Below are 16425 nucleotides of genomic sequence, written 5' to 3'. Positions count from 1 at the left end.
CTTACGCGATACGGAGCTGTTTTTTGATCACATCAATGGGAATATCTTGCTTCGCAGCGTCATAAATGAACTCGACGACGCTGTGGTCTTTCCGCGACCGAAGAAGCTCCAGCCCGGCGGAGAGGTTTTGTCGGGATTCGGCGATGCTATACACGCAGGAGAGCAGCACCACCGCCCAATACCGTTTCACCGCCCGAATGTGGCGAACGCGGTATCCATCAAGCTTCAGTTGATCTTTCGCCTGCCGGAAAAAGCACTCGATCGTCCAACGCTGAGCATAGTAACGCAAGATGTCTTCGTCCCCGAGCTCCCGATCGGTGCTCAAGACGACATGGAGATGTTCCGGCGCCATCGGCTGATCCGCCTTCCAAGCCAGCAGCACCACCGCGTCATCGAGGCCATGGATCGCCCCCTCATAGCGATACACGCGATAACGCTCCTGACCCACCGTGACGAGGCGGGTGTCTTCGGACTCGACATAGCGGGCGAACTGCTTGGCTTGGATGGCGATGCCTTTCGGGTAGAGAATCCGGTTCGTCTTGAGCATGGCGATGACATGGAATCCCTGTTTCAAGCAGGCTTCAATGAGCTTTTTGGACGGATACCACGAATCCATGAGCACATACACCGGCTGAGCCCGCTTCACTTTGAGCGAAGAAAGCATCTCGATGGCCAGGTCGATCTTGCTTTTTCCCGCTTTCTTGTCATACAGGCGGAACGCAAACGGAAACGCTTGTGTCAAGGTGTGCACCATCAGCCAAACGAGCGAATGCCCCCAAACCGATTGATGATCTTTGTGAGAGAAATGCCAACCACACCCTTGAATGGCGTGCGTTGCCCGTGACGAAGGCTTCGTTTTTTGGCAAATCGTATCATCAATCGAGACAAAAAGAGGCTGATTCTTTCGCTCGACCAGGCGCTCGATTCGGCGGAGGATCCACTCTTGAAGCTTCCCAAGCAGCCTTTCCTCATCCCAAGGGCTTTTCGTGAAAAAGTGACTGAGCGTCGTTCGATGATTCGGATGAAAGCTCCAGTGATGAATATCGGTCAATGTTCCCGAGAATCCCTTGGTGGTCAAGGCATCGACGATATGAATGAGATGCTTGATGACCGGTTTGGAAAGCTGCAGCGTCAACCCCAAAGTGAAGAAAAACTTGTGGATTCCTTGGTGATGTGCTAATCTATTCATGAGACATGAACCTCCTTGTGTGAATGGGTTTTGTGCACATCTATTTTACCCAAGGAGTCCGGTTCATGTCTCCTTTTTTGTTTGGTTGTCAATTTATGTTAGTGAATTTGCTCATCTACAGTAACTAACTTTTTTGCATCAACATGGACTGGGAAAAACTCTTGTCCTTTTTGCTCGACCCCAAGCAAAATAATACCGCCATTTGTATTCGCAAAAGCAGAATACGTTTCCCAAACATCTTTCGGTAAACCGCCTTTGGCTGCTTTACATTCCAATTCGGCATTTTCTCCATCATCTATAATACGAAACAAATCCTTCGCGTCCATTCTTCCATATATCTCCTTTAAATTTCTAATATTTATTACAAATTATTTGACAACGAAAAGAAACAATCCTTTTAACATTTAACAAATTATACAATTTCCCATTTGTCAAAGAAATTTATGGTTCACCAAGACAAAATGGATTACAAATGTTGTTTTAGCATAATAATTAAACATTATTGAACCATGCAGTAAACCATTAATCAAATGTGCAATATTTAAACAATTTAACATCAAGAAAATAAAAAAATCACTTTCGTATACAAGTGATTTCACATTTACACATTTAAGCTCCTTTGCGAAACGAAGCCCATCCTTCATTCATGATTTTCGTCTCCAGCTGCGGCCAAAAATAAAGCATTTCCTCGCTCATCATCGTTAAAATGTCGCGTTGCCAATCCTCCAGTTCGCGGCTGTATTCTTCAATGAACAATAGCACATCTTTTTCCGGTTGCGGCGGAAACTTGCGCCGTTTTTTTCGCGGCGGCGTTTTTAGTTTGTTCCGCTCGTCAAGCGACCATAAATCGTCGTACGGCGTCGATGTTTTCGGAGGCTCCTCCTCTTCGTACACTTCCGTATCTTCCCATGTCCATAACAACTTTGGCCGCAACAGCGATGGATCGATATGCTCCTGTCCCCTTACCACAATGTATGAGGAAAAAGAAATTTTGATACGTTGAATCATTGCCCATGCTTTCCATTTCTGCCTGTCGTCCGTTATAATTTATGTTGTACACGGCATGTTCTCATAAAGCGTGGTGATCGTTTGCATCAATATTGGCATCATTTCATCGAACATTTTGGCTACATCGGCATTATGGTTGCGCTGATGCTCGGCATCGTCGGGCTGCCGATCCCCGACGAGCTGCTGTTGACATATGCCGGTTACCGCGTTTCAACGGGGGCGTTTTCGTATCCGCTCGCTTTTCTTTCCTGCTGGCTTGGAGCCATCATTGGCATCTCGCTCAGCTATATGCTCGGGATTACGCTCGGGCTGCCGTTTTTGCATAAATTTGGTCCGAAGCTTCATCTTACGGAGAAGCGGCTCGAGCAAACGAAAGCGCTTTTTTCGAAGCTCGGCCCAGCGGTATTGTTCATTTGCTATTTCATCCCCGGCGTTCGGCATCTCGCCGCCTTTTGGGCCGGCATGAACGCCTACCGTTGGAGAAAGTTTGCTTTGTTCGCCTACAGCGGGGCGATGGTGTGGGTCGCTGTCTTTTTGACGATCGGCGCCTATTTTGAAAGCCGCTGGATGGCCGTCAAGCAGTACATCCATGCCTACCGTCCATTCTTATTTCCAGTCTTTTTGGTCGCTCTTGGTTTCGCCATCTTCTATTGGTACATCCAGCAAAAGCGAAAAACACCGGGGTAATCTCCGGTGTTTTTCATTCTCTATGCGCGCTATACGTTCTCGCGCGGGCCGCGATGGTACGTTTCCGTCAGCAGACCCATAAACAGGCCGAATCCGAACATAAACATCGAGGCCCCGATAATGCCGAGACTGATGATCGTCAAGAAATAGTCTTTGTTGTAAGCGCTTGCGATAAAACTAAGCAAAAACAGTACAACTCCGACAATCAATCCCACTGACGCCATCCATTTGCACATGTTGATGATTTCTTGCCCTTCGTGCCGTTTGTTCATTCTCATCATCCCCTTATTTTGAGGATACTATCTCTGTCACAAAATTGCAACATTTATTTTTCCTTTTTCGTTTTCATTTCGGTTATAATTTATATTTTCCCTTCTGTCGCAACATTTACAGGGCAACAAAACGCCCCGCCGTCATACACTAACAATGACTCCTTCTTGATAAAGGAGGCATGCCGCTTGAACACCGTCGACTATGATAAGGCGCTCTATTACACGCATCGCTCCGAATGGGACAATTTGCTCATTTTAATGGTGCGTACGCCTGATGATATTCTGTCGAAAAAAATTGAAAAATTTCTCCACGCTTATAATTTTGAACATGACTACTCCGTCATCCAGGAGCGGTTGCACGCCTTGCTTCGCTATATTGACCATGCGCTTGAAGTGAGCGAACAAAAAATGGGAGTCGAGCAGTACGCGCAGTTTTACTCGTAAAACGAACGGGGAATTGGCCGATGCCAATTCCCCGCAGATTGTGCTGATCATTGCGCATAAGAAGGCGAAACGGTGCTGAGCACATCCTTTACGCGTTGCATGACGGCTTCTGTTAAGCGCGCTAGTCTTTCTTCGCTGTCCCCTAGCGACGTCCCTTTGACGCCGAAGTACGCCTTCATTTTCGGCTCCGTCCCTGATGGACGCAGACAAAACCACGAGCCATCCTCCAAGATATACTTGAGCACATTGGATGTCGGCAAATCAATGGCCGTTTTTTCGCCGGTCAACGTGTTCGTCCGCTCTTTCGTTTTGTAATCCTCAATCACCGTCACCTTTTTCCCCGCGGCCTCCACCGGCGGCTGTTGGCGGAACGACGCTAAAATCGCGGCAATCGCCTCTGCTCCTTCTTTGCCTTTCAGCGTGAGCGATCGTTGTCCCTCGCGGTAATAGCCGTACTGGTCAAACAATTGCAAGAGCGCCTCATACAACGATAGCCCTTGCTTTTTATAAAACGCGCACACTTCCGCCGCGAGGACAGCCGCCTGCACGGCATCTTTGTCGCGGACAAAATCGCCGATCAGATACCCATAGCTTTCCTCATATCCGAACTGGAACGCATATTGCCCTGTTTGTTCGTATTCCTTCATTTTTTCGCCGATGAATTTGAAACCGGTCAACGTATCGACCGTCTCAAGACCAAACGATTGGGCGATCGCCCGACCAAATTCAGACGTCACGATCGTTTTTAAGACAACACCATTTTCCGGCAGAGTGCCTTGAGCTTTTCGTTGCGACAGCAAATAGTGGAGCAACAAGCCGCCGGTTTGATTGCCGGTCAGCACGACATAGTTTCCCTTGTCATTTTTAACCGCCACGCCCAGCCGGTCGGCATCCGGGTCGGTGGCGATCAACAGATCGGCGTTCACTTGCTTGCCCAACTCCATCGCCATGGCGAAGGCCGCGTGTTCTTCCGGATTGGGCGAGGCGACCGTCGAGAAATTCGGATCCGGCAGCTCCTGCTCTTTGACGACAAAGACGTTTTGGTAGCCGAGCTCAGCGAGCGCGCGGCGCACCGGTTTGTTTGACGTGCCGTGAAGCGGCGTAAACACGATATGGATCGCCGTTTCCCGAGCGAGCTCCGGATGGATGGAAATCGTTTTGACCGCATGGATATAAGCATCATCGACTTCGCTTCCGATGATGCGAATAAGGCCTTTTTCTCTTAACGTTTTCTCATCTTCCACATGAATGGCGAGCTCATTTTCGACTTCATTGACATAGCGGATCACTTGGTCGGCGACAGCAGGCGGCAGCTGTCCCCCGTCCTCTCCATACACTTTATAGCCGTTATATTCGGGCGGATTATGGCTAGCGGTGATGACAATGCCGGCAAACGCCCGCAAATAGCGAACAGCAAACGACAGTTCCGGCGTTGGACGCAATTCATCAAACACGTATGTTTGAATGCCGTTCGTAGCCAACGTTTTCGCCGCCTCCATCGCAAATTCCGGCGACTTATGCCGGGAGTCATAGGCAATGACGACCCCGCGTTGCTTCGCCTCATCGCCAAACGATTGTATGTATCGCGCCAATCCTTCCGACGCTTTTCGCACCGTATACATGTTCATTCGGTTCGTCCCCGGGCCAATCTCGCCGCGCATGCCGCCGGTGCCGAATTCGAGATTTTTGTAAAAGCAATCCTCCAGCCATCGTTCATCATTGCGGCGTTGTTCCAACAACCGCTTCAATTCCGGATCGAGCTGCGGTTCACGCAGCCATTGTTCGTATTTTTGTCTCCACTCCATCGCTGTTCCCCCTTGATTTTCATTTTCCCTGTTTATGTATTCGCTCCCATCATACAATATACCTGCCAAAAGAAAAAGGATGCCCTGGAAAAAATGTGGGCATCCTTTTCCCCCATTACCCTTGCGGCTGCGACGGTTCCGAAATGCTCGTCAACGCCTGTTCAGCCGCTTCGTTTGATGCGCTGTTCGTCGCAATATCGCCTAACGCAACAATGCCTTGAAGCTGGTTGTTTTCCACGATCGGCAAACGGCGAACTTGATGTTGGGCCATGACATTCGCGGCTTCCTGTACGTTCATATTCGGCGTACCGGTGACGACTTGGTTCGTCATGACCTCCGCTACTTTGACGGTCGACGGGTCTTTTCCTTGGGACGAAACACGCAACGTAATATCGCGGTCCGTAATCATCCCTTTGACTTGCCCGTTTTCCACAACCGGAAGCGCCCCAATATTTTTTTGGCTCATGATTTGCGCTGCTTCTTGCACCGTTTGGTTCGGCGAAATCGTTGCGACGTTTTTCGTCATAATGTCCTGCACTTTGTTTCCGCTGTTGTTCGTCAATGTGATCCTCCCCTTTCACCGATTAGTATGGCTCGTTTGTCGAGCGATATAGATAGAAAATGTTGTTTTCTTTCCTGCCCTTTGCCGGTTATGAATGGACGTTCCGTTTTCCATCCCTTATAATGGAGCTGAACAGTGTAAGATCGGGCAACGGTGTCTGCAACGGAAGAAGGGGAGAAGGATGGAACAAGAAAAACGCGCGGAACACTTGCTTTTGGCCGCATGGGCGACCGCGCTCATCGCCACCCTCGGAAGCCTTTATTTTTCAGAGGTGCTTGGGTACATTCCGTGCGACCTGTGCTGGTTTCAACGCATTTTTATGTATCCGCAAGTCATCATTTTAGGAATCGCCATCGTGCGCAAAGACGCTGCGGCAGCTCGCTATAGCTTCACACTGTCACTGATTGGCGGGGGTATTTCTCTGTATCATTATGGATTGCAAAAAATTCCGCTGCTTCAAGAATACGCCATCAGCTGCGGCCGCATTCCGTGCACAGGGCAATATATAAACTGGCTTGGATTTATCACCATTCCATTTTTGGCGTTCACTGCCTTTATGATCATTATTTTGTTAAGTTGGACCGTCATGCGCCAGCAAAGAAAGGAGAGCGAACGTTGAAAAAACTGCTCGCATTTGGCGGCATCATTGTCGTCCTGTTCGCTGCGATCGCGTTTATTACGATGTACGAACAAAAAGAAGCCGCAAGCAACAATCCTTACCATAAAAGTGAGCTCAACCCAGCCACCATCGCCCAACTTGACGACCCGAACTACCGCAACATTATTTTGCCCGCGGAGTTGAAACAGCAGCTGGCTGACGGCAAGACGCTCACCGTTTACTTTTACAGCCCGACATGCCCTCACTGCCAGCGGACAACGCCGATCGTCGTGCCGCTAGCAAAGGAGCTTGGCATCGATTTAAAGCTGTTCAACTTGCTCGAATTTGAAGACGGTTGGGACATATACCATATTGAAGCAACCCCGACCATTGTCCATTATGAAAACGGCAAAGAGGCAAAACGCATCGAAGGATACCATGATGAAAAAACGTTTCGCCGATGGTTTGCCTCACTGCCAATGCCAAAAAAATAAGGAGCTGCGCCTTTTACAAGACGCAGCCCCTTGCCCTACATCACCCACTGGTTCACAGCGGGAACATACATGCTGCACGGCATCGCCCGCTTATGGATAAACTGCTTGGCCCGAAATGGAAAGGTGATGCCATGACGAGCCAAAATTTTTTGGTTGCGGGCAAACAGCCATTCATATTGGTCGCACTCTCCATGTTCCCCCATATATTCGATGACGGTAATGAGCGACTGCAGCGCCGAAATGATTTGGAAAGCCTCCTTCATTGTTCCATTATATGCCACATGTTCGTGATCTAACGAAAGAATGCCCCACTCCTCAAATTGACGGATTTGTTCATCATCGAAGTAATACGGGAACACATCGGTATAAAAGTAGTTGAGCAAATACTGCATGTAATGCTCTTGTTCCGGAGTCGCTGCATACATCATTTTCAACGTCCATACCACCTTTTCTCGCCGCAATGCTTGCGTTCTCCATCACTAAGACGATACTATGAGTGTACCATATCTCGCGCAAGGATAGGGGTAGAAAGTGTTTCCACAGCTAACAAACAATTGGGAGTGTGACAACCTTTGTGGACAAGAAAAGGCGATTGGCTGGAATGCATCATCCCTAGCTGGTGGAGCGGTTTGACGATTGAACAGCTCCTGAAAGACGTATGGGCCGCCTCGAAAAAGCTCGCCCACCGTTGGCGGATGGAACACGGCGTCAAACTGAACGGCCAGGCTGTTCCCTGGAAGACGGTGCTCAACGAACGCGACCGGCTTCAGCTTTACGCATATGAGCCGGAGCCGTCGTTCATCGTTCCAGAATATCGGGAGCTTTCGATTTTATGGGAGGACGACCATCTGCTCGTCTTGAACAAAGAAGCCGGCATCGACATTCATCCGTCCGAACCGGGGCAAACCGGCACGCTCGCCAATGCGGTCGCGTTTTATTTGCAGTCGCAGGCAATTTTAACAAAAGTGCGCCACATTCACCGACTTGACCGCGACACGTCGGGAGCGATTTTATTTGCCAAACACCCGCTTGCCGGTGCGACGCTCGATCGGATGCTCGCCCACCGTGCCATCAAGCGGACGTACGTCGCCCTTGTTCACGGTCGTTTGTCCCCGAAATCAGGAACCATTTCCGCGCCAATCGGCCGCGACCGCCACCATCCAACGCGCCGGCGCGTCTCGAAGACGGGGGCAAAAGCGGTGACACACTATCGCGTCATCAAAACATTCCCGTCAACATCGCTTGTCGAGCTTTCTCTCGAGACTGGACGGACGCACCAAATCCGCGTCCATTTGGCCCATCTCGGCCATCCGCTCGTCGGCGATGTGCTTTATGGCGGCAAACCAGTGTTTCATCGCCATGCGCTTCATGCCGCTAAGCTAACGTTCCGCCATCCGTTTACAAACGAAGAGGTCATTTGTCTCGCGCCAACAAGCGATTTTCCCACCGACCTTTCGCGCATTTACAATTGATCTACTCCGCCGTCCTTCAATGGAGGAGGGGATTTCTCGGCCGAAACGAGAAAAGGCAGACGCCCCCGTCTGCCTTACAAACGCAACTCCTCCTCTTCGGCGCCTGCCGCCTCCTCCTCTTTGCTCGGCTCTTTTTTTGCCACTTCCAGCGATTTCACATGATGGCCATCCATTTCCTTCACCGTAAACAAGTAGCCATCGATTTCTACACTCTCGCCTGGTTTGATATCATAATGCTTCGTTAAAATCCAGCCGCCGATCGTATCGACGTCATCATCGTCAATGTCCAGCCCAAGCAAGTCATTCACTTCGCTGATCAACACTTTGCCATCCAAGATCAATCGATCGTCCATTTTTTGAATCAGCGGCGTTTCATCAATATCAAACTCATCTTGGATTTCGCCAACGATTTCTTCCAAAATGTCCTCGACTGTAACCAGTCCAGACGTGCCGCCGTATTCATCGACCAAAATCGCCATATGGATGCGTTCTTTTTGCATTTTGACCAACAAATCGTGAATGGCGATCGATTCAATCACTTGAATGATCGGGCGGATATAGTCTTTCATCTGCTTTTCGTTGGACGGATTGGCAATAAAGTCCGTAAACACCTCTTTCACGTTGATGAGTCCAAGCACATGGTCTTTATCGCCGTCAATGACCGGATAGCGCGTATACTTTTCTTCGCGAATGATGTCCAAGTTTTCCTTGACGCTTTTGTTAATATCGAGCGCCACAATTTCTTTGCGCGGCACCATAATTTCTTTCGCTATGCGGTCGTCAAAACGAAAAATGTTATTGACATAGCGGTACTCTGACTGATTGATCTCCCCGCTTTTGTAGCTTTCTGATAAAATGAGGCGCAACTCCTCCTCAGAGTGGGCGATTTCATGCTCCGCCACCGGCCTGAGGCCAAACAGGCGCGTCACGAGCCGCGCAGAGCTGTTGAGCGTCCAAATGAACGGATACATGATTTTGTAAAACCAGATGAGCGGCTGAGCCGTAAACAGCGTAATCGCTTCCGCCTTATGAATGGCAAACGTCTTCGGCGCTAATTCACCGACGACGACATGCAAAAAGGTGATGAGCGAAAACGAAATGATAAACGCTAAAAAGTGGGAGACGGATTCCGATAAATGGAGGCGTTCAAACAGCGGCAGCAACATCCGCGCCACCGTCGGCTCCCCGAGCCAGCCAAGGCCAAGCGAGGTGAGCGTAATGCCGAGCTGGTTCGCCGATAAATAGCCGTCCAAATTCGAAATCACTTTTTTCGCCGCGACCGCCCGTCGATTCCCTTCATTGACAAGCTGATCGATGCGCGAGCTGCGCACCTTGACGATCGCAAATTCAGAAGCGACAAAAAAGGCGGTGCAAGCGATGAGAAACGCCACCAACAGCAAACTGGCTATATCCAATTCGTCTCCGAGCGCGGATGAAGCGCCCAGGTTACACCTCCTGCACACAAAAGTTTCCATTGCAGCTGATAGACGATGATGCCGCTGGGCCGCCTTAGGCGGCCCAATATGTTACGATTCCTCATTATTGTTCCCTTGGGTGAAAATGAGCACATATTTCAGCAGTTCAAACACGGCGATCAACGTTGCCGCGACGTATGTCAGCGCCGCCGCGCCAAGCACTTTGTTTACGCCTCGCGCTTCATTTGGGGCGATCAACCCTTCAGCCAGCATAAACCGCTTCGCCCGTGCGCTCGCATTAAACTCCACCGGCAAGGTAATGATTTGGAAGGCCACCGCCAGCGAGAAAAACAAAATGCCGAGTCCAATCAGCGAAAATTGATGGAGCACAAATCCAACGAGCAACAACAACGGCGCAACGCCCGAAGCGAAGTTCACAATCGGAAACATCCGGTGGCGAAGGACGAGCGCCGCGTAGCCTTGCTGGTGTTGAACGGCATGGCCAACCTCGTGGGCGGCAACGGAAATGGAAGCGATTGAACGCCCATAAAAGACCGGCTCCGACAAACGGACCGTGCGGGAAATCGGATCATAATGGTCGGACAATCTCCCTGGCACGACCTCCACCGGCACATGGTGCAGCCCGTGGCGGTCTAAAATCATGCGCGCCACTTCCGCCCCCGTCAACCCCGATGAGGCTGGAACTTCAGACCAGGCATTGAAATTGCTTGATACCTTCCATTGCGCCCAAAGCGATATCAGGAAGGCGATAAAAATGAAAATATCCATCGGATGGAATAGCATCACAGCACCCTCCGTTTTTTCAATGTTCATCAAATGTGTATACTATTATTTATTGTACTTGCTCACCTTTTCATACGTCAAACGGCCCGCTCCGGTTTCAAAAAAAACAGCGCCTGCATCGAGGCGCTATTTGGCTGATGGGGACATCAAAAATTGAAATTGTCTGGGTCAGGACCGACCCGTTTGTTCAAGTTCAACGCGTCGATCTGTTTCATTTCTTCGTCGGTCAGCGAGAAATCAAAAATATCAGCGTTTTCCTTGATCCGCGCCGGCGTCACCGACTTCGGGATCGTCACAACGCCGTGTTGCAAATCCCAGCGCAACACCACCTGCGCCGGCGTTTTCCCGTACTTGCGCCCAATGTCAACGATCGTCGGTTCGCTTAAAATTTCCCCGCGCATGAGCGGCGACCATGCTTCAAGCTGGATGCCGTTTTCCCGGCAAAACGTAAGCAGCTCTTTTTGCGTCAGGCGCGGGTGATACTCGACTTGGTTGACCATCGGCTTAATTTCGCAGTCAGCCATCACATCTTGCAAATGGTGAATTTGGAAGTTGCTCACTCCAATCGCGCGCACATAACCGTCTTTATACAACTTTTCCAGCGCCTTGTACGTCTCTTTATACTTCCCTTTCACCGGCCAGTGGACCAAATACAAGTCGACATAATCGAACCCGAGTTTTTTCAAACTTTTGTCAAACGCCTTCAGCGTTGTCTCATACCCTTGGTCGGTGTTCCACACTTTCGTCGTAACAAACACTTGTTCGCGAGGAATGCCGGATTCGCGGATCGCTTGACCGACACCTTCTTCGTTTTCATAAAAAGCGGCTGTATCGACGTGGCGGTAGCCGATCTCGAGCGCGGTGCGCACCGCGCTTCTTACTTCCTTCCCTTCTTTGACTTTATAAACGCCAAGGCCGACCCAAGGCATTTTCACCCCGTTATGCAAAGTGGCGCAATCTTGCAGGCCGTTCATATCCTCTCCTCCTCGAGCGTCATTATAGTTTCATTATGGGAAAAGAGGAAAAGAAAATCAAAATATATGCTTGCTCTCCTTTCTCACTTCCCCGCGTCCCTCTTGTTCTTTCTTTAGGGGAAAATCAACGCAAAAACGAGGGGAAACGTTCCCCTCGCGCTGTCATTGCATTCCTTTTTTCATCCATTCGGCGATTTGCAGCGTGCGGCGCCTTTCCCGACGCAGTCAGAAACATGCGAACGGAAAAGCTGTCAATGGGACTTGCAGAGCGCTCCTGACTCTTATTTGGCCACGCTCATCGAGGCGCGCTCCACTTCAGCTTCGTTCGGATGAAACTCGTTTTCCATTTTCGAAACAACCACTGTCGCTACAGCATTGCCGATAATATTCGTAATCGCCCGCGCTTCCGACATGAAGCGGTCAACCCCAAGCAACAAGGCGATGCCTTCGACCGGAATCATCGGAAATGCTGCCAACGTTGCAGCCAGCGTAATAAAGCCGGAACCGGTAACCCCTGCTGCCCCTTTCGAAGTGAGCATTAAGACGCCAAGCAACGTCAGCTCTTGCCAAATGGTTAAATCAATGCCGTACGCTTGGGCGATGAAAATAGCTGCCATCGACAAGTAAATCGATGTGCCGTCTAGGTTAAACGAATACCCTGTCGGAACAACAAGACCGACAACCGATTTCGAGCACCCATATTTTTCGAGTCGCTCCATCAGCCGCGGCAGCGCTGATTCAGACGAAGACGTGCCCAAAACAAGCAACAGTTCCTCTTTGATATAAGCGAGAAACTTAAAGATGTTAAACCCATAAAACTTGGCAATCCCGCCAAGCACGACGAAAATGAAGAGCGCCATCGTAATGTAAACAGAACCCATCAATTTACCGAGCGACACGAGCGATCCGAGGCCGAACGTGCCGATCGTGTACGCCATCGCGCCGAACGCGGCGATCGGCGACACCTTCATTACCATGTTGACGACACCGAAGAAAATTTCCGCCAGCCGTTCAAACAAGGAAATCACTGGTTTTGCTTTTTCCCCAAGCGCGGCAGCCGCTAAGCCGAACAACACGGCGAAGAAGAGCACCGGAAGCAGTTGGCCGCTCGCCATCGCGGCAACGACGTTGTCGGGAATGATGCTTAAAATGAAATCAACAAAACCGTGGCTTGTTTCTTCCGCTTGTTTCGTGTATTGTGAAATGTCGCCGCCTTTTACTGCATCGGTATGAAACCCAACCCCCGGTTTGACAAGGTTGACGACGACAATCCCGATCGCCAACGCAAACGTCGTGACAATTTCAAAATAAATGAGCGCCTTGCCGCCGATGCGGCCGACCTTTTTCAAGTCGCCCATATTGCCGATTCCGATGACGACGGTGAAGAAAATGATCGGGGCGATCACCATTTTAATCAGCTTAATAAATCCGTCTGCCAATACTTTCAACTTCGCGCCAAATTCCGGAAATACAAATCCGACAATGATCCCTAAAATAATGCCGATGATGACTTGCACCGTCAAGTTTTTCAGTTTTCTCTGCATTTCTCCCACTCCTTTCGATATCTTGGCAACGCTTTCAACATTATCATAAAGAAAAATCGTTGAAATCAAAATATTATGGTGATAATGGTCGTTTTGGTCTTTTTGGTCTTGACCTTTTTTGCAGTTCAAAAACAAAAAAGCTTCCGCCCGCGGAAGCCTATTGCGATCCTCTAATTTCATTCAAAAGCCTGGAACCAAACTGCCTCGTAAACTCGTCGTACAGCGGGGCGAACTTCTGCTCCCATTTCCGTTTCTCCTCTTCCGACAGCCGGTAAAGGAAGACATCTTCACGCCGCTCGAGCTGCTTGAGCTCCCGTTCGTTTTGCTCTTTCGACTGCTCTAAATTCCAACGCGTCGCTTCAGCCATCGCTTCAGTCATTTTTTGCTGGATGTCTTTCGGCAAACTGTCCCAAAATGACTGATTCATCATGACGGCGTACCCGAGATATCCGTGATTGCTGATTGTAATATACGGTTGAAATTTGTAAAACCCTTTCGAATAAATATTGGAAATCGTATTTTCCTGCCCATCAAACTTATGCTGTTCAAGCTCCTGATAAACGCGGTCAAATGAAACAGCAACCGGTTCACCGCCAAGCAAACGAAACTGCTTTTCAATCACTTCGCTCGGCATAATGCGAAAACGCAAGCCGCGAAAATCGTCAGGGGCGATGAGCGGACGGGTTGTGCTCATCATTTGCTTAAATCCATTGCTCCAAAACGCCAGTCCTTTCATTCCTTTTGCCTCCAGCATCCGAAGCAGCTCGGCGCCCACTTTTCCAGTAAACACGCGGCGCACGTCGTCCTCATCGCGGAACAAAAACGGCAAATCGAGCACTTGCCATTCGGGGACAAGCTCTGTCACCTTTGAAAATGATGGCGCGATCATTTGCACGTCGCCGCGCAACAGCGCATCAAGCTCTTCCCCATCCGAATAAAGCGAGCCGTTCGGGAACACTTCGACTTTGACGCGGCCGTTTGTTTTTTGCTCGACGAGCTCGGCAAACTTTTGCGCCGCCAACCCTTTTGGCGTATTCTCTGCTACGACATGGCTGAAATAAATAATGATTTGCTTTTTCAACCCCTTTTGCTCGTCGTCATAAACAAGTGGTTCACGTCCCAGTTGACGGCTAGCTGCCCAGCCGACCAGACCGAGGCCGACAAACAAAAGGATTGTCCATGCTTTCCATCTTTCCCCCATCGTTCACACCGTTCTTTCATCCATCCTATTGCTAAAATGGCACTCCAACGGAATGCTCCCCGCCGACTCGAATCATTGAAGCAAAAAAGCGGCTGGAGCCCACGGATTCGGTTTGAAAGCAGCAATCGCCACGCCTTACGTATGCCCCATCTTCTATGCTGGCGGGCAGAATATTTGTTCCCCACCGCCATTTTACACCTTTCGTTTCTTTCCATTCAAGAAGATTTGGTATAATGAAAAAAACGTTGATTTATTCCTTTCCCGATTCATATGGCATGTCCAACAGCCATCACGACTGCCAAAAAGGAGTTCCGCCATGAACCGGCTGCCGATTCGCTGGAAAATTACGATTTTGATTTTCGCCATCGTCAGCTTTTCCATGTTGCTGAGCGGTGCATTCATCATCAGCGACTTTTTCCATACAAAGGAGGAGGAACTCAGCCAGCGTGCCTTATTGACCGCGCGCACCGTCTCCGAGCTGCCCGAAGTCAGGCGCCATATTGTCGGAAACAAACAAAGCCGGGCGCTGATCAATCCGGTCGTCGAGCGGGTGCGCGTCATTCACAGCGCCGACTATATCGTCGTTCTCGATATGAACAAAGTGCGCCTCTCCCATCCGCTTCCGGCAATGATCGGCACGATCTCCCGCGGTGCTGATGAGGGGCCGGCATTTGCCGAACATACGTACACTTCCAAAGCCCGCGGGGAAATCGGGACAGTGGTTCGCGCCTTCGTTCCCATTATGAACAGCGATCACGAACAAATCGGCGTCGTCATCGCCGCCTACCGGTTGCCGACGTTTTTCGAAGCCATTGATTCTTTGAAAGAAGAAGCTGCCGTAGCGGTCGTTTTGTCGCTCGTTGTCGGTGGAATTGGTGCATGGCTGCTCGCCTCCCATATCAAGCGGCAAATGTTTGAGCTGGAACCGCATGAGATCGCCAAGCTGCTGATCGAACGGACGGAAGCGTTTAACGCCATGCACGAAGGCGTCATCGCCATTGACAGCGATGAAAACATTACCATCTTCAACGACCGGGCAAAACAAATGCTCGGCGTCAAAGGGGATGTCATCGGCCGGTCGATCCGTTCCGTCATTCCGGACACACACCTTCCGGAAATCTTGGAAGTAAACAAGCCGATTTACAATAAGGAGTTGCAGATTGGCAATTTAACGATTTGGAGCAACCGCATCCCGATCAAAGTCAACGGGAAAACGGTCGGCGCCATCGCCATTTTCCAAGACCGGACGGAAGTGAAGAGACTCGCCGAAGAACTGACGGGCGTCAAGGCGTTTGTCCACGCCTTGCGCGTGCAAAATCATGAATACATGAATAAGCTTCATACGATCGCCGGCCTCATCCAGCTCGGCCATATCGAAAAGGCGCTCGAGTACGTCTTCCAAGTCACGGAGGAACAAGCAGAACTGACGCAGTTTTTAAGCCGCAACATTAAGGACGAAAGCATTTCTGGATTGCTCTTAAGCAAAATCCGCCGCGGCAAGGAGCTCGGCATCCGCGTGACCATCGATCGGCACAGCCGGCTGCACCGCTTTCCGCCGCATCTCGATCACCATGATTTTGTTGTTCTCCTTGGCAATTTAATTGAAAACGCCTTCGACGCGTTCCGTGATGTAACCGACCGGGAAAAAGAAATTTACATCAGCATCGAACAAAATGAAGACATTTGTTCCCTCTCGGTCGAAGACAACGGCCAAGGCATTGCTCGCGAGCATATCAACCGCATTTTTGATGAAGGCTTTTCAACCAAAGGGGAGAGCGGTCGAGGCATCGGCTTGTATTTGGTGAAGCAAATTGTGGAAAAGGGAAACGGGCGCATCGATGTGCAGTCGGAAAAGGGGAAAGGAACGGTGTTTACGGTGACCTTTGACATGTGAGGTCCATTTAGGCAACGGCGGCCGCGAAAGACACCCCCGTCGAGACGAAGGAGGAAAAGGCT

Annotated in this window: 16 protein-coding genes and 2 pseudogenes; 6 read left to right on the top strand and 12 right to left on the bottom strand. The window is 50.0% G+C overall.

Annotation, left to right across the window (positions count from 1 at the left end; all coding sequences use genetic code 11):
• Position 1: 1 nt before the first annotated feature.
• From GYMC52_RS02915 to GYMC52_RS02905, 3 genes and pseudogenes are all read right to left on the bottom strand, one after another.
• Positions 2 to 1189, bottom strand: coding sequence for an IS701 family transposase (locus GYMC52_RS02915; protein ID WP_012820647.1), 1188 nt, complete (start codon positions 1187 to 1189; stop codon positions 2 to 4).
• Between the two features lie 122 nt (positions 1190 to 1311).
• Positions 1312 to 1515 (bottom strand): annotated as a pseudogene (locus tag GYMC52_RS02910) (helix-turn-helix domain-containing protein); the annotation flags it as partial.
• A gap of 298 nt (positions 1516 to 1813) precedes the next feature.
• Positions 1814 to 2146: pseudogene (locus GYMC52_RS02905) on the bottom strand (SpoVR family protein); the annotation flags it as partial.
• Between the two features lie 132 nt (positions 2147 to 2278).
• On the opposite strand from GYMC52_RS02905, the gene GYMC52_RS02900 reads away from it, so the two are divergent.
• Positions 2279 to 2884, top strand: a complete 606-nt coding sequence (locus GYMC52_RS02900; RefSeq protein ID WP_013523015.1) for a DedA family protein — start codon at positions 2279 to 2281, stop codon at positions 2882 to 2884.
• Between the two features lie 29 nt (positions 2885 to 2913).
• Here GYMC52_RS02900 and GYMC52_RS02895 read toward each other — a convergent pair whose 3' ends face one another.
• Positions 2914 to 3162 (bottom strand): hypothetical protein, encoded by a 249-nt coding sequence (locus GYMC52_RS02895; protein WP_013146279.1) that lies wholly within the window; start codon positions 3160 to 3162, stop codon positions 2914 to 2916.
• Between the two features lie 180 nt (positions 3163 to 3342).
• Here GYMC52_RS02895 and GYMC52_RS02890 point away from each other — a divergent pair, with 180 nt between their 5' ends.
• Positions 3343 to 3600, top strand: coding sequence for a YhdB family protein (locus tag GYMC52_RS02890; RefSeq protein WP_013146280.1), 258 nt, complete (start codon positions 3343 to 3345; stop codon positions 3598 to 3600).
• A 47-nt stretch (positions 3601 to 3647) separates the two neighbouring features.
• Here the strand turns inward: GYMC52_RS02890 and GYMC52_RS02885 are convergent, their stop codons facing one another.
• Together GYMC52_RS02885 and GYMC52_RS02880 are read right to left on the bottom strand one after the other, a co-directional pair.
• Positions 3648 to 5405, bottom strand: coding sequence for a phospho-sugar mutase (locus GYMC52_RS02885; protein WP_013523014.1), 1758 nt, complete (start codon positions 5403 to 5405; stop codon positions 3648 to 3650).
• A 115-nt stretch (positions 5406 to 5520) separates the two neighbouring features.
• On the bottom strand, positions 5521 to 5967 hold the full coding sequence (locus GYMC52_RS02880; RefSeq protein WP_013523013.1) for a CBS domain-containing protein: 447 nt from the start codon (positions 5965 to 5967) through the stop codon (positions 5521 to 5523).
• 181 nt (positions 5968 to 6148) lie between these two features.
• Here GYMC52_RS02880 and GYMC52_RS02875 point away from each other — a divergent pair, with 181 nt between their 5' ends.
• Positions 6149 to 6586 (top strand): disulfide oxidoreductase, encoded by a 438-nt coding sequence (locus tag GYMC52_RS02875; RefSeq protein ID WP_013523012.1) that lies wholly within the window; start codon positions 6149 to 6151, stop codon positions 6584 to 6586.
• Positions 6583 to 7059 (top strand): thioredoxin family protein, encoded by a 477-nt coding sequence (locus GYMC52_RS02870; RefSeq protein ID WP_013523011.1) that lies wholly within the window; start codon positions 6583 to 6585, stop codon positions 7057 to 7059. The genes GYMC52_RS02875 and GYMC52_RS02870 overlap by 4 nt, the downstream gene beginning before the upstream one ends.
• A 35-nt stretch (positions 7060 to 7094) precedes the next feature.
• Here GYMC52_RS02870 and GYMC52_RS02865 read toward each other — a convergent pair whose 3' ends face one another.
• Complete coding sequence (locus tag GYMC52_RS02865; protein WP_013146285.1) at positions 7095 to 7493, bottom strand: YhcU family protein; 399 nt, start codon at positions 7491 to 7493, stop codon at positions 7095 to 7097.
• Between the two features lie 138 nt (positions 7494 to 7631).
• Between GYMC52_RS02865 and GYMC52_RS02860 the strand changes: the two genes are divergently transcribed.
• Positions 7632 to 8531 carry an RluA family pseudouridine synthase gene (locus GYMC52_RS02860; RefSeq protein WP_013146286.1) on the top strand — a complete coding sequence of 300 codons (900 nt, stop codon included), beginning with the start codon at positions 7632 to 7634 and terminating at the stop codon, positions 8529 to 8531.
• Between the two features lie 74 nt (positions 8532 to 8605).
• Here GYMC52_RS02860 and GYMC52_RS02855 read toward each other — a convergent pair whose 3' ends face one another.
• From GYMC52_RS02855 to GYMC52_RS02835, 5 genes are all read right to left on the bottom strand, one after another.
• On the bottom strand, positions 8606 to 9946 hold the full coding sequence (locus GYMC52_RS02855; RefSeq protein WP_013523010.1) for a hemolysin family protein: 1341 nt from the start codon (positions 9944 to 9946) through the stop codon (positions 8606 to 8608).
• Between the two features lie 111 nt (positions 9947 to 10057).
• Positions 10058 to 10750 (bottom strand): zinc metallopeptidase, encoded by a 693-nt coding sequence (locus GYMC52_RS02850; protein WP_011230067.1) that lies wholly within the window; start codon positions 10748 to 10750, stop codon positions 10058 to 10060.
• A gap of 146 nt (positions 10751 to 10896) precedes the next feature.
• The gene (locus GYMC52_RS02845; RefSeq protein WP_013523009.1) at positions 10897 to 11724 is read right to left on the bottom strand and encodes an aldo/keto reductase; all 828 of its coding nucleotides are present in this window, start codon (positions 11722 to 11724) and stop codon (positions 10897 to 10899) included.
• 281 nt (positions 11725 to 12005) lie between these two features.
• The gene (locus GYMC52_RS02840) at positions 12006 to 13268 is read right to left on the bottom strand and encodes a dicarboxylate/amino acid:cation symporter (RefSeq protein WP_015731653.1); all 1263 of its coding nucleotides are present in this window, start codon (positions 13266 to 13268) and stop codon (positions 12006 to 12008) included.
• Positions 13269 to 13425: 157 nt separating this feature from the next.
• Complete coding sequence (locus tag GYMC52_RS02835) at positions 13426 to 14469, bottom strand: TRAP transporter substrate-binding protein (protein WP_015731652.1); 1044 nt, start codon at positions 14467 to 14469, stop codon at positions 13426 to 13428.
• A 316-nt stretch (positions 14470 to 14785) separates the two neighbouring features.
• Between GYMC52_RS02835 and GYMC52_RS02830 the strand changes: the two genes are divergently transcribed.
• Positions 14786 to 16363, top strand: a complete 1578-nt coding sequence (locus GYMC52_RS02830; protein ID WP_013523006.1) for an ATP-binding protein — start codon at positions 14786 to 14788, stop codon at positions 16361 to 16363.
• Positions 16364 to 16425 lie beyond the last annotated feature (62 nt).

Origin of the sequence: Geobacillus sp. Y412MC52, assembly GCF_000174795.2 — a bacterium.
Classification (GTDB): Bacteria; Bacillota; Bacilli; order Bacillales; family Anoxybacillaceae; genus Geobacillus; species Geobacillus thermoleovorans.
This window is presented reverse-complemented; position numbering and strand designations above follow the sequence as displayed.